This is a genomic window from Cryocola sp. 340MFSha3.1, from assembly GCF_000383315.1.
In the GTDB taxonomy this organism is placed as follows: domain Bacteria; phylum Actinomycetota; class Actinomycetes; order Actinomycetales; family Microbacteriaceae; genus Leifsonia.
The window spans coordinates 505,862-517,769 of record NZ_KB911088.1 but is presented as its reverse complement, the minus strand read 5'-3'; the positions used below and the strand labels follow the sequence as shown (position 1 = coordinate 517,769).

Below are 11,908 nucleotides of genomic sequence, written 5' to 3'. Positions count from 1 at the left end.
TTCGTCGCGGTGCCCGTGCACCTGATCTGCCGTACGCTCAGAAGTAACAGTACCGACATATAACAGGTCATAACCTGATAAGGTCACATCCTGCTCGTCTTCGAGACCGAATTCATGGGGGATCGACATGCTCAAGAAGGTTCTGATCAGCATCGGCACCGTGGCCTCGGCGCTCCTCCTCGCCGCGTCGACGAACGTGCTCAGCGCAGCCACGGCGGCCGCCCCTGCGGACCGGCAGACGATCGCACTGGTGAACGAGGACGAACCCGCGACCTTCAACGGCACCACTTACCTGTTCGGCAAAGAGTTCGTCAGCCTCGTCTCGAACGCCGATCAGAACAACTGGCAGGTCGTCTCACGAAGCGTCGCGGAGAGAGCATTCGCCGATGAGACGGTGAGCGCTGTCGTCGTGCTTCCGAGGACCTTCTCGCATGATCTGCTGACCCTGCAGGACCTGAATCCGGTGAAGGCGACCATCGACTACCGCGTCGTCGGCGACGACGAGCTCTCCCGGGAGCGCCTCGAAAGCCGGATGTTCACCATCATCCGCGACTTCAACTCCCGAATCGTGCAGATGTACTTCGCGAGCGTCGCCTCGAACATCTCCGGGGCCCAGGTCAACATGGAGTCGGTCGTCTCCAGCCAGACCGCGCTCCTGGACAGTGTCTCCAACACGCTGCGCCCCGACCTCGAGAAGACTGCGAAGAGCTACGACGGCAGCATCGACATGGCGACGGTGCTGCGCGGACTCAACAGCGCGTGGGTGTCAGCGCAGAACGGCTTCACCACGAACACGACGAACACGCTGACGTCCGTCAGCGACTCCCTGGGTCGGCAGCAGCCGTCGCTCTCCGAGTACTTCCGCCAGCAGGAACAGATCGCGAAGACGAACGTGGCGAACGGCAACACCGCCCTCAGCGATCAGAGCGCATCCGACAAGAGCTACTACGACCAGGCGTTCGCGGACCACATCGACGGGTTGTTCTCCGGCGCGGACGGCTGGAGCGGATTGGACGGCTTCTCGTCGACGGACGCTTCGGGCACGCACACCGGGCTGCTCGCATCGCTCAAGGAGACGGTGCAGAAGTATGACGGGATAGCCAACTCTGTCAACGGGCGCGTGGAAGTAGTCAAAGAGTCGCTCAAACATCAGGAGGACGCACTCGCCAGGTCCCGCGACGACCTCACGAGCTTGGAGACCCGCCTCCTTTCCGAGTACTTCGGCATCACGATGCCGATCACAGACAGCAACTACGACGTCAGTCCCGAGACCTTGACGCCCGAGATGGCGAGAAGTGCGCTCGCGCGGAAGCTGTCCAACACGTTCAGCGGAAGTGGCGCCGCTGCAGCGACCGTGGAACGCTACAAGGAGAAGATCGACCAGCTCGTCGCCCTCATTCCGACGGATCCCACCCAGTACACCGAGCTGTTCAGCGCACTCAAGGCCGCACACAACGAGTTCGAGCCCCAGCCGTACATCAGCCAGCTGGGCCTCATCCAGCATTACGCGAGGGAGAATCCGACCGGTGCGGCCGCGCCGCAGCTGAATGTGGTCTCCACGCCAGCAGAGCCCGCGGAGCAGTCGGTCACCAAGACGCTGCCCGTCACGGTTCCCGCCGGATCGCGTTACGCGGTGATGGTCGACCTCCCCGAGACGCTCGAGGCCTCCCGCATGACGGTCGGCCTCGGAACCGTCGCCCCCGCCTGCGCGGACGCGACGCCGAACTGCGCGACGGTCGATCAGGCCACCGGCACGGCGACCCTCGACAACAGCGAGGGAACTGCCCCGCTCACCGCGAGTCTGACCTACACGATCGACCTGGAGGATGTCGCCGGCAGCGCCACCCTGTCGTACACGGCGCAGGGCACCACGGCAGCAGAGCCCGTGCCACCCATCAGCCTCGGGACGGATGTCTACGTCCTCGTCCCCGCCGATGCCGCCAAGAACCGGATCGCGGGCGACGAATTCGTCGCCATCACCGACTACCTGGGCAACATCCGGACCGCGGCGAACCTCCTCCAGTTCCTCTACGGTGCCCCTGACGACACCCTCGAGAGCTTCACGAGCGCGGTGGGAGCCACCGGGATCGTCGCCGCTCACAGCGAGGAATCCGTCTCCAAGCGGTACGGCACCATCGACGCCGTCGACATCGAGAAGTACCTCAGCGACGTGGACGTGGACAACTTCCAGGCACTCGGCCAGGACAACATTGGTGCGATCATCAAGCAGATCGGCGCCGTCAAAGGGCAACTGGCCTCCACCTCCGACAACGTCGCGACTCTGAACGGGCTCAGCGTGCCCGAGGGCTACTTCTCGGGATCCGTGCAGGCGCTCGAGCAGTGGTTCGCCGCAGCGATCACCAGCGTCAACGCTGCTCCGGCTCTCTGGGAAGCGAAGTCCAACACGGTGATCCAGCTGAAGACGACCGCCTGGAACGACCAGGATCCGGGCCTCTCCGAGCTGTATCTCGACGAGAAGACGGGGCCGGCGCTCTACGAGACCCTCTCGCAACTGGTGACCACGACGAGTGCGAATGCCAAGAACGTCGCGGCCAGCGCGCGGATCATCACAGACAACTCCGCGGATTTCGATGAGCTCGTCTCCAGCGTTCAGAAAACGCAGACCGAGACTCAGGCGGTCCTCGATGCGATGAGCGGAACCATCTCCACCGGCAGCTCCACCCTGGCGACGAGCAGCGACTACAGCGAGCGGTTCTCGACCGTGCTCGCCAACACGCGCGCAAACGGCGCCGATCCCGCGAAGATCTACGACTCGTTCGCGAATCCCATCACGACCACGAACAGCACCCCCAAGGCGGCGGCATCCGCACCGGCACTCGATTACACATGGATCCCCATCTTCCTCGCGGGCTCGTTGATCGGGGGCCTGCTGACGGTGCTGAATTCGTGGCGCCGCAAGCGAGCGCGCGGCTGATCGTCGGCTCGCACTCCCACCGATTGTCGGTTCCCGTGCCCGAAGGCAGGATGGGAACGACGAGTCGAGGGGGAGTCCGTTGTTCTCCATTGAGCCGATGCCTGGCAATCCGTGGCCGCACGACATGGTGATCCGGGTCGACGATGATCTGCAGTCACTGCTGGAACTACTGTGGGTACGCGAGGCGTGGCAGCTTCATCCGATCGGTGACGATCTCCCGCCCGCGCTCGTCGACACACCCATCGCCGTCGCTCCCGCCATGAGGAGGTCTGCACCGACCTCGGAATGGGAGGCTGTCTGGCCGCGCGTCTGGGAGGAGGTGCTGGAGCACGCGGGGACCACTCCCAGGCCCGATATCTTCGAGCGCCTGCAGGCGACTCCGAATGGCTCGCCTGATCGCGCGCGCCTGTTGCGCGAACTCGTCGGCCCCTCGTGGCGCGAGGAGGTCGGCGGCGAAGCGTTCACCGATGAAGCCGAGCAGTGGATGCAGGCTCAGTTCGAGCAGCGAGTACGTCCGTCGTCGGCAGGACTAGAGGCACAGCCGGAACGCCTCTCGCTCGAGGCGCTGATCCAAGCCTGGAAGTGCGGCTTGACCACGGTGGTGCAGATTCCCTGTCGGGGCACGTTCACCCGGCGCATCGGCCCGCACGCGATCCTCGTGACCGTCGGAACTCGTGCCGATCCCGAGCGCTACACAGAGGCGCTGCGGATCTTCTGCTGAGGGTGAGCCCTGACGATGTCCGCGTGCTCCGCTACCGGGATTCGCGCTACGAGCTCGGGAAGGTCGCCGGCGAACGCGTGACCACCGCCAGAACGTCCCCGTCGCCGATCGGGAAGTCGCCGACGACGTCGTAGGGGCCGAGGCGCAGCGGTTTGTCCTTCACCGCGAGATGCCAATCGCTCGGCATGACGATGCCGTGCTCGTCGAGCACGGTGCTGATCAGTTGCGTCAGCCGCGCCAACGTGACGGCGGCAGGGACCCGGAGGTCGAGCTGTTGAGAATTGAAGTCGATGCTGACGTCAATGTGCCGATCGGCCATGAGTCCTCCGTCGTCTCGACGCGGTCTTCCAGCCGATGAACGCCACCAGCAGGGTCAGGGGAAGGGCCGCGACGATCATCAGCGTGTACCAGAGGTCCGCGCTCTGAGAGGAACCGTCGATCGTCGTCGCGGGGAGGTCGTGTGGGGCGTAGCTCTCGAACAGCTGCGCTCGAGCGCCCGAGTAGTCCCGCAGGAAGAGCGGGTTCGCGTGCGGGGCGAAGTCCGTCGACTCGATCACGTGGGGGATGGACGCCTCTGTGAGTTCTCGGGAGGCGGCGCGCTCGTTCATCGGCGCCAGGAAGAGCTCAGCGCGCACCGGGAAGTCGATCGATCCCCCGGCACTCACGCCGTCGTTGGTGATGACCTCGGGAAGCAACTGCAGGCTGCCGTCGCCACCCGGGCCGACGCCGGGGTCGGATCCCGTGTCGGCCCAGGCCGCCGCGCCCGCAGGGGAAGCCAGGCTGAGACCCATCACGAGGGCTAGCCCGGCCACCCCGGCGCGACGGGCGACGCCGGCGTCAGAAGCCGAAGCTCTGCGCATCCTGAGCATCGCGCTCGGCAACGGTGTCCGCGTACTTGACCAGCTGCTTGTTGATGTCCTCGAGGAGCAGCTCGAACTGCTGCACGCTCTTGGCGAGCTGGTCGTACTGGTTCAGGTACGCCTCGAACGCAGCACCCTTCCACTCTTCGGCGATGGTGCCGTTCATGCTGTTGACCTTCTGAACCGCAGCCTCGATCTCGCTCTTCGCGGTCAAGTAGACCTGCGCCTGAGTCTTGAGCTCTTCGGGGGTGACACTGATAACGGCCACGAGGACCACCTTTCATTGAAATACACGTTCCAACGCAACATATCACACGCGGGATGAAGGTAGCCCGGATCGATGCCCGCGACTGTCCGCAATGGTCGTCCGGCTCGTTAACGGACTGCGCCCACCGCCGGCTCCACGAATCCGTGAAGCCAGCGGTGGGCGGAGGAAGGCCCGCGCGGGTTACTGCGCGAGGGTGAGGAGCACGTCGTCGCCGGGGGCGGCAGGCACGAAGTCGGCCTCGATCTCGGCGCGGCCGAGGAGGTCGTTCATGCGGCGCTGGCGGTGCTTCGGGATGAGGGTGACGACCGTGCCCTGCTTGCCGGCGCGGCCCGTGCGGCCCGAACGGTGCAGGTACGTCTTGTACTCGTCCGGAGCGTCGGCCTGGATGACCAGGTCGATGTCGTCGACGTGGATGCCGCGGGCGGCCACGTCCGTCGCCACCAGCACGTTCACGCGGCCGCTGGTGAGCTGGGCGAGGTTGCGGGTGCGGCGGGACTGGTTCAGGTCGCCGTGGAGGCTGACGGCGGGGATGCCGGCGTCCTCCAGCTGCTCGGCCAGCATCTCGGCGAACGCACGGGTCCGGGCGAAGACCAGCGTCTTGCCGTCGCGGTCGGCGAGCTGCTCGATGATGGCGCCCTTGTCGCGGTGCTCGATCACGAGCACGCGGTGGTCGATGGTCGAGGACGCCTGGTCCTCGCCCGCCACCTCGTGCACGGCCGGGTTCACGAGGAACTCGTCCACGAGCTGCGCCACACCCGAGTCGAGCGTTGCGGAGAAGAGCAGCTTCTGGCCGCCCTCGGCCGTGTGACGCAGGATGCGCTGGACCGGCTCGAGGAAGCCGAGGTCGCACATGTGGTCGGCCTCGTCGAGGACGGTGATCTGCACCTCGCTGAGGTCCAGACGGCCCTGCTCGACCAGGTCCTCGATGCGGCCCGGTGTGCCGATGACGATGTCGACACCGCGCTGGAGCGCGCCCACCTGACGACCCTGCGGCACGCCGCCGTAGATCTGGGTGGTGAAGAGGCCGACGCTGCGCGCGATGGGCTGCACGGTGCGGTCGATCTGCAGCGCCAGCTCACGCGTGGGCGCCAGGATGAGGGCGCGCGGGGCGCGGCCGAGCTGACGCTTGCCGCCGGCCTTGCCGGAGTCGGCCCACAGCTGCATGAGGCGCTCGGCGAGCGGTGCGCCGAAGGCGATGGTCTTGCCGGAGCCGGTGCGGCCTCGGCCCAGCACGTCCTTGCCGGCGAGGACGTCGGGCAGCGTCGCAGCCTGGATGGGGAACGGCTTGTCGGCTCCCAGCTCGGCGAGGGCGCGGACGATGTTGCCGCCGAGGCCCAGGTCGGCGAAGGTCACGCCGTCGACGTCCTCGGCCTGGATGGCCTCCGCCTCGAGACGCTCGAGCACGACGTCGTCGGTCGGTGTGAAGGCCGGCTTCTCGTCGCGCGACGGGTAGAAGTCCGAGTCGCGGCGCGGGCGCTCGGTGCGGTCGTCGAACTGACGACGCGGACGCTCGTTGCGGTCGCTGAAGTCCCGACGCGGACGGTCGTCGTACTCGCGACGCGGACGCTCGGCACGGTCACCGAAATCGCGACGCGGACGCTCGGTCCGGTCCCCGAAGTCCCGACGCGGACGGTCGTCGTACTCACGACGCGGACGCTCGGCACGGTCACCGAAATCGCGACGCGGACGGTCGTCGTACTCACGACGCGGACGCTCAGCGCGGTCACCGAAGTCACGACGCGGACGCTCAGCGCGGTCACCGAAGTCCCGACGCGGACGGTCGTCGTACTCACGACGCGGACGCTCGGTCCGGTCACCGAAGTCACGACGTGGACGGTCCGCGCGGTCGTCGAAGCTGCGGCGGGGACGGTCGTCGCCGTCGCGGCGGGGGCGGTCCTGGCGCGGCGCGCGCTCCTCCCACACCCGCTCGGTGCGGCGGGCGTCCTTGCCGCGAGGCTCCCAGTTGGGGCGCCCGGTGCGGCCGCGGCCGGTGCTGTCGTCGCGGGTTCCGTACGTCGAGCGGCCGCGCGCGGCACGCTCGTCGGCGCTCCAGCGGGCCTTCTTGCCGGATGCCGGCTCCTCCGCGCGGTAGCCGCGGTGCTTGGGGCTCGGGTTGCTGCTACTCTTGGGCGCTCCGCCGCGGGACGGCTTCTGCGATCGTCGGTCGTTGTTGTATCCGGGCATGGATGTTCTTCCTGGGTTCATGTCGAGTGCTCGGCGGCACGCCGCAGCGCACCGAATGATTCCCGGGCGAACTGTGTCCGGGGCCGTTCACGATTGTGTGATCCATACCGCCGATCGGGTACGGAACCGGCCCACTTGACTGACAAACCCATCCGCGCAGATCGCGCAGTGTCAAGAGCCGACCTCCCCACGATAGTGCATGGATGCTGGGAACGGACTGCTGATCCCTCTCCGTGTGCGCCGAGGTGCGGGGTATACAGGGAGGTATGAGCGCTCCCTCCGCGAACACGCCCCCGGGGAACCGGCCTGCAGCGGGCAAGCTCGACGCCGTCGTGATCGGGTCGGGCCCGAACGGTCTCTCCGCCGCCGTCACGCTCGCGCGCGCCGGTCTGTCGGTGCGGGTGTACGAGCGCAACGCGACGGTGGGCGGCGGCCTGCGGACCGAGGAGCTCACCCTCCCCGGCTTCCGGCACGACGTCTGCTCGGCCGTCCATCCGCTGGCTTTCGCATCCGGCTTCTTCCGCAGATTCGGTCTGGAGAAGCGCGTGCCGTTCGTCGTGCCGACCGCGTCATACGGCAATCCGCTTCCTGGGGGCCGGGTAGCGATGGCGTACCTCGACCTCGACCGCACGGTGGATGCGCTGGGCGTCGACGGCCCCGCCTGGCGCGCCCTGCTCGGCCCGCTGGTCGAACACGCGGACGCCGTGGCCCAGTTCACCGGTTCGCAGCTGCTGCAGGTGCCACGGCATCCCCTCGTCGCCGCACGGTTCGGGCTGACCGCCATCGCTCAGGGCGGCCCGTGGTGGGACCTGCCGTTCCGGACCGAGGCGCCGGGCGCTCTGCTCTCCGGCGTCTTCGCCCACACGACCGTCCCCCTGCCGAGCGTCGCAGGAGCAGCCGCCGGAATGACGCTGGCGACCTACGCGCACGCACGCGGCTGGCCCATCCCGGTCGGCGGCAGCCAGGCGATCGCGGATGCGATGGTCGCCGACATCGTCGCTCACGGCGGCGAGGTCGTCACCGACACGCCCGTCGAGTCTCTCGCCGAGCTCCCCGACTCGCGGATCGTCGTCTTCGATACGCACGTGAAGCACGCCGCGCAGCTGGCCGAGGACCGGTTGCCCAGCGGTTACCTGCGGCGCATCTCCCGGTTCCGCGACGGCAACGGCGTGTTCAAGGCCGACTTCGCGCTCTCCGGCCCGGTGCCGTGGACGAATCCGGACCTGTACGAGACCGCAACCGTGCACCTGGGTGGATCGCGCGCCGAGGCGGCTCGCGCCGAGAACGCGGTCGCCGCCGGGCGGCACAGCGACGCACCGTACGTCCTGGTCTCGCAGCCCTCCCTGTTCGACGGGACGCGGGCGCCGGCGGGCAAGCACGTCCTGTGGACGTACACGCACGTCCCGCGCGGTTCGACGGAGGATCAGACAGAGGCGATCATCCGGCGCATCGAGGAGTTCGCCCCCGGCTTCCGCGACCTCATCATCGGGACGGCGACCAAGAACGCGGTGCAGATGGAGCAGCACGATCCGAACTACATCGGCGGGGACATTTCGGCGGGCGCGCCGGACTTCGGTCAGCTGGTGGCCCGCCCCGTCCTCTCCACCGACCCGTGGCGCATGCCCGGCCACGGACTCTACCTGGCGTCGTCGTCCGCGGCGCCCGGGCCGGGCGTGCACGGACTCGGCGGGTACTACGCCGCACGCAGCGCCCTCCGCCACGAGTTCGGCTTCACCCGGATGCCGGACCTGGCGCCGGGTCCCGACCAGACGATCGCCCGGCCCGTCGCCGCGCTGCCCGACCCCGTCCATCCTCACGAGCTTCCGGAGCAGTGAACATGTCTGTCAACGTCCGCCGTATGGCCTGCACGCCCGAGCAGGTCTTCGCCGTCCTCGCCGACCCCTGGGTCTATCCGACCTGGGTCGTCGGCGCCTCGCGACTGCGCGCCGCCGACAGCCGGTACCCGGCCGTCGGATCCCGTCTCCATCACTCCATCGGCGTCTGGCCGCTCGTCCTGAACGACGAGACGCGCATCGACGAGTGGGACCCGCCGCGCCGGATGGTGCTCGAGGCGAAGACACGGCCGTTCGGCTCCGAGCGGGTGATCATCGACGTGAAGCCCCGCGCAGGCGGCTGCGTCGTGCGGATGGAGGAGTTTCCGTACTCCGGTCCGGTGACCCGCATCCCGGACGTGCTGGCGGACAGCATGCTGCACGTGCGCAACGCGGAGACGCTGCGTCGCTTGGAGTGGGTGGCGCGAGGGCGCGCCGCCCAGTGACGACGCGCCCTCGGCTCGTGCGCTGAGACCGGCTCGATCAGCCGGCCGACACCGCCTTCGTCTCGCTGGAGCCCGACGACTCCACCGCGATCTTCCGCGGCTTCGCCCGCTCGGCCACCGGGATGATGACGCTGAGCACACCGTTGTCGTACGACGCGGTGATGCCGTCGGGATCGACGTCGTCGCCGATCGTGAACTGACGCATGTACGCGCCGTACGGGCGCTCCTGGGCGAGCCAGCGGGCGCCGTCGCGGTCGGCCGCACTGCGGACCGCCCGGATGGTGAGCAGGTGCCCGTCGACGTCGACGTCGACCGACGCGGGATCGGCGCCGGGGAGGTCGGCGTTCAGGATGTAGCGCTCACCCTCTCGGAACAGGTCCACCGGCATGATGCGCGGCTGGCGGCTGGTGTCGAAGATGCTCTGCGCGATCCGGTCCAGCTGGGAGAAAGGATCGAACGACATGGCCATTGGATGTACCCCTTTCTTCTGGATCACCTGATGAGAGGCCCTTTGCACTCTCTTTTCGACCACAGATTTTAGCACTCGCACCCGGAGAGTGCCAAGGGGATTGCGACCACGTCAACCCGCTTCCCGAACCGTCGGCGACGGCCTACCGTCAGCGTCGTCCATCGAACGGAAGGGACCCATCGTGGCCGCAAGCCAGACCAAGACGAGCACCAAGAGCACCGCCAAGAAGACCGCGCCGAAGACCGCCTCCGTACGTCGTACGGCCGCCGTCGGCGTCGCCCCGACCCGCCGCGAGCACGCCGAGCACGGCTTCGTCGCCTCCGCCGAACTGGCGCAGAACCTCCAGCGCGTGCACGTCGACCTGATCGAGCTGCACCTGCAGGGCAAGCAGGCGCACTGGAACGTCGTCGGACGCAACTTCCGCGACCTCCACCTCCAGCTCGACGAGATCGTCGAGGCCGCCCGCGAGTTCAGCGACGACGTCGCAGAGCGCCTCCGCGCCCTCCACGCGACCCCCGACGGCCGCAGCGCGACCGTCGCCGAGCAGACCAGCCTGCCCGAGTTCCCCAACGGCGAGGTCGACACCACCGAGACGGTCGACCTGATCACCGAGCGCCTCGAGGCGGTCGTCCGCACCATGCGCGACGTGCACGACGACGTGGATGAGGAGGACCCGACCTCTGCGGACCTGCTGCACGCGATCATCGAGCGGCTCGAGCAGTACGCCTGGATGGTCAGCGCCGAGAACCGGACCCCGAGCCGGGCCTGACGCCCGGGTTCACGCGGTGGGGCGGGCCGGCGGCGGGAAGCCGTCGGCCCGCTTCCGTGTGCGCCTCGAGGAGGTCCCGGAAACACCGGCGACACACGCCGCGGCTAGCATCGACGCATGCCGATCGAGATCCGCCCCGAACCGGCCCGGCAGCCGGAGGTCGAGGAGCTGCTGCGCTTGAGCGACGAGTTCGCTTTCGCGCTGTACCCGGCCGAGAGCTGCTACCTGCTGGATGTGTCCGAACTCGAGCGCCCGGGCGTCACCGTGTTCGTCGCACGGGTCGACGGGCGTGCGCTGGGCATCGCCGCCCTGGTGGCCGACGGTTCCGAGGGCGCGGACGGCTCGCGGAGCGACGCCCTCCCCCGCGCCGAGCTCAAGCGCATGTTCGTGCACGAGGACGCCCGCGGTCAGGGCCTCGCCCGCCGTCTGCTCGGCGCGATCGAGTCCGCCGCTGAAGGAGCAGGCATCGTCGAGGTGCGACTGGAGACAGGTCCGCTGCAGCACGCGGCGATCGCACTGTACGAGCGCTCGGGCTACGTGCGCATCCCGAACTTCGGGGCGTACGCCGACGATCCGTGGTCGGTCTGCTACGCCAAGTCGCTCGCCGTTCCCACACGCTAGCCGCCGCGCCGGCCGGCGTCAGCTCCCGCGGATGCGCCGGGACAGCTCGGCCGCGGCTTCGCGCACCCGGGCGGCGAGCGCATCCCACCCCTCCGGCGCAACGTTATCGCGCGGGAAGGTGACCGCGATGCCCGCGGCGGGCCAGCCCGCATGGTCGCGCACCGACACCGCGACGGAGGCGAAGCCCGGGGTGACGTCGCCGTCCTCGGTGGCGTAGCCGCGCTCGCGGGCCTCCGTCACGACTCGGCGCAGCTCGGCGTAGGAGTGCGGGCCGGAGCCCGTGCGGTCCTCGAACGCGCCGGAATCCGGATAGAGCGCGCGGAGCTGCTCGCGCGGCAGGGTCGCGAGAAGCGCGCGTCCGCTCGCCGTCAGGTGAGCCGGAAGACGCACCCCCACATCCGTTACCAGTCGCGGCCGCCGGGGCGCGCGCTCCTCCACGATGTAGACGACATCACGACCATGGAGTACGGCGACGTGCCCGGACTCGCCGATCGCATCCACCAGCGCCGCCACGATCGGCCGGCCGAGCCGGCTCAGCGGCTGCTGACGCGAGAAGGCGCTCGACAGCTCGTAGGCGGCGACGCCCAAGCCGTATCGGCGCGCCTCGGGGAAGTGCAGCACGAAACCGTGCTCGGTGAGCACGGCGAGCAGGTGGTAGACGGTCGAGCGGGGCAAGCCGAGGGCAGAGGCGATGGCGGCAGCCGGGGCCGGGCCGCGCTGGGCTCCGAGGTAGGCGAGGACGCGGAGGGTGTTCTCCGCCGCGGGGACCTTGCTCACCGCATCCACCTCCCTCGCCGGTAGCC

The 11,908-nt window shown here is 68.6% G+C and carries 12 protein-coding genes; 6 read left to right on the top strand and 6 right to left on the bottom strand.

The window, feature by feature from the left end; genetic code table 11:
- The first annotated feature begins 127 nt into the window (after positions 1–127).
- On the top strand, positions 128–2,935 hold the full coding sequence (gene esaA, locus H284_RS0113490) for a type VII secretion protein EsaA (protein ID WP_020076672.1): 2,808 nt from the start codon (positions 128–130) through the stop codon (positions 2,933–2,935).
- A 79-nt stretch (positions 2,936–3,014) separates the two neighbouring features.
- Positions 3,015–3,656, top strand: coding sequence for a hypothetical protein (locus H284_RS0113485; RefSeq protein ID WP_231371229.1), 642 nt, complete (start codon positions 3,015–3,017; stop codon positions 3,654–3,656).
- Between the two features lie 46 nt (positions 3,657–3,702).
- Here the strand turns inward: H284_RS0113485 and H284_RS0113480 are convergent, their stop codons facing one another.
- The 4 genes from H284_RS0113480 to H284_RS0113465 form a co-directional block, all read right to left on the bottom strand.
- Positions 3,703–3,975, bottom strand: a complete 273-nt coding sequence (locus H284_RS0113480) for an EsaB/YukD family protein (protein WP_020076670.1) — start codon at positions 3,973–3,975, stop codon at positions 3,703–3,705.
- Positions 3,956–4,516 carry a hypothetical protein gene (locus H284_RS0113475; protein WP_231371228.1) on the bottom strand — a complete coding sequence of 187 codons (561 nt, stop codon included), beginning with the start codon at positions 4,514–4,516 and terminating at the stop codon, positions 3,956–3,958. Before H284_RS0113475 ends, H284_RS0113480 begins: the two co-directional genes overlap by 20 nt.
- The gene (locus H284_RS0113470) at positions 4,494–4,784 is read right to left on the bottom strand and encodes a WXG100 family type VII secretion target (RefSeq protein ID WP_026307305.1); all 291 of its coding nucleotides are present in this window, start codon (positions 4,782–4,784) and stop codon (positions 4,494–4,496) included. Before H284_RS0113470 ends, H284_RS0113475 begins: the two co-directional genes overlap by 23 nt.
- A gap of 180 nt (positions 4,785–4,964) precedes the next feature.
- Positions 4,965–6,968, bottom strand: coding sequence for a DEAD/DEAH box helicase (locus H284_RS0113465; RefSeq protein WP_020076669.1), 2,004 nt, complete (start codon positions 6,966–6,968; stop codon positions 4,965–4,967).
- 266 nt (positions 6,969–7,234) lie between these two features.
- Here H284_RS0113465 and H284_RS0113460 point away from each other — a divergent pair, with 266 nt between their 5' ends.
- Together H284_RS0113460 and H284_RS0113455 are read left to right on the top strand one after the other, a co-directional pair.
- Positions 7,235–8,803, top strand: coding sequence for a phytoene desaturase family protein (locus tag H284_RS0113460; protein WP_020076668.1), 1,569 nt, complete (start codon positions 7,235–7,237; stop codon positions 8,801–8,803).
- A complete protein-coding gene (locus tag H284_RS0113455) occupies positions 8,800–9,246 on the top strand; it encodes an SRPBCC family protein (protein ID WP_020076667.1) in 447 nt (148 codons plus the stop codon). The genes H284_RS0113460 and H284_RS0113455 overlap by 4 nt, the downstream gene beginning before the upstream one ends.
- Positions 9,247–9,283: 37 nt before the next feature.
- On the opposite strand, the gene H284_RS0113450 is transcribed toward H284_RS0113455, so the two are convergent.
- Positions 9,284–9,715 (bottom strand): Hsp20/alpha crystallin family protein, encoded by a 432-nt coding sequence (locus H284_RS0113450; protein ID WP_018192313.1) that lies wholly within the window; start codon positions 9,713–9,715, stop codon positions 9,284–9,286.
- A gap of 181 nt (positions 9,716–9,896) precedes the next feature.
- Here H284_RS0113450 and H284_RS0113445 point away from each other — a divergent pair, with 181 nt between their 5' ends.
- Positions 9,897–10,484 (top strand): Dps family protein, encoded by a 588-nt coding sequence (locus H284_RS0113445; protein WP_018192314.1) that lies wholly within the window; start codon positions 9,897–9,899, stop codon positions 10,482–10,484.
- 117 nt (positions 10,485–10,601) lie between these two features.
- Positions 10,602–11,105 (top strand): GNAT family N-acetyltransferase, encoded by a 504-nt coding sequence (locus H284_RS0113440; RefSeq protein ID WP_018192315.1) that lies wholly within the window; start codon positions 10,602–10,604, stop codon positions 11,103–11,105.
- An 18-nt stretch (positions 11,106–11,123) separates the two neighbouring features.
- Here H284_RS0113440 and H284_RS0113435 read toward each other — a convergent pair whose 3' ends face one another.
- Positions 11,124–11,882, bottom strand: coding sequence for an IclR family transcriptional regulator (locus H284_RS0113435; RefSeq protein ID WP_018192316.1), 759 nt, complete (start codon positions 11,880–11,882; stop codon positions 11,124–11,126).
- Positions 11,883–11,908 lie beyond the last annotated feature (26 nt).

Excerpts from the sequence above, each read along its gene's own strand:
- H284_RS0113480 (WP_020076670.1), bottom strand. The coding sequence starts at position 3,975 with ATGGCCGATCGGCACATTGACGTCAGCATCGACTTCAATTCTCAACAG.
- H284_RS0113475 (WP_231371228.1), bottom strand. The coding sequence starts at position 4,516 with ATGCGCAGAGCTTCGGCTTCTGACGCCGGCGTCGCCCGTCGCGCCGGG.
- H284_RS0113440 (WP_018192315.1), top strand. The coding sequence starts at position 10,602 with ATGCCGATCGAGATCCGCCCCGAACCGGCCCGGCAGCCGGAGGTCGAG.
- H284_RS0113460 (WP_020076668.1), top strand. The coding sequence starts at position 7,235 with ATGAGCGCTCCCTCCGCGAACACGCCCCCGGGGAACCGGCCTGCAGCG.
- H284_RS0113450 (WP_018192313.1), bottom strand. The coding sequence starts at position 9,715 with ATGGCCATGTCGTTCGATCCTTTCTCCCAGCTGGACCGGATCGCGCAG.
- esaA (WP_020076672.1), top strand. The coding sequence starts at position 128 with ATGCTCAAGAAGGTTCTGATCAGCATCGGCACCGTGGCCTCGGCGCTC.
- H284_RS0113465 (WP_020076669.1), bottom strand. The coding sequence starts at position 6,968 with ATGCCCGGATACAACAACGACCGACGATCGCAGAAGCCGTCCCGCGGC.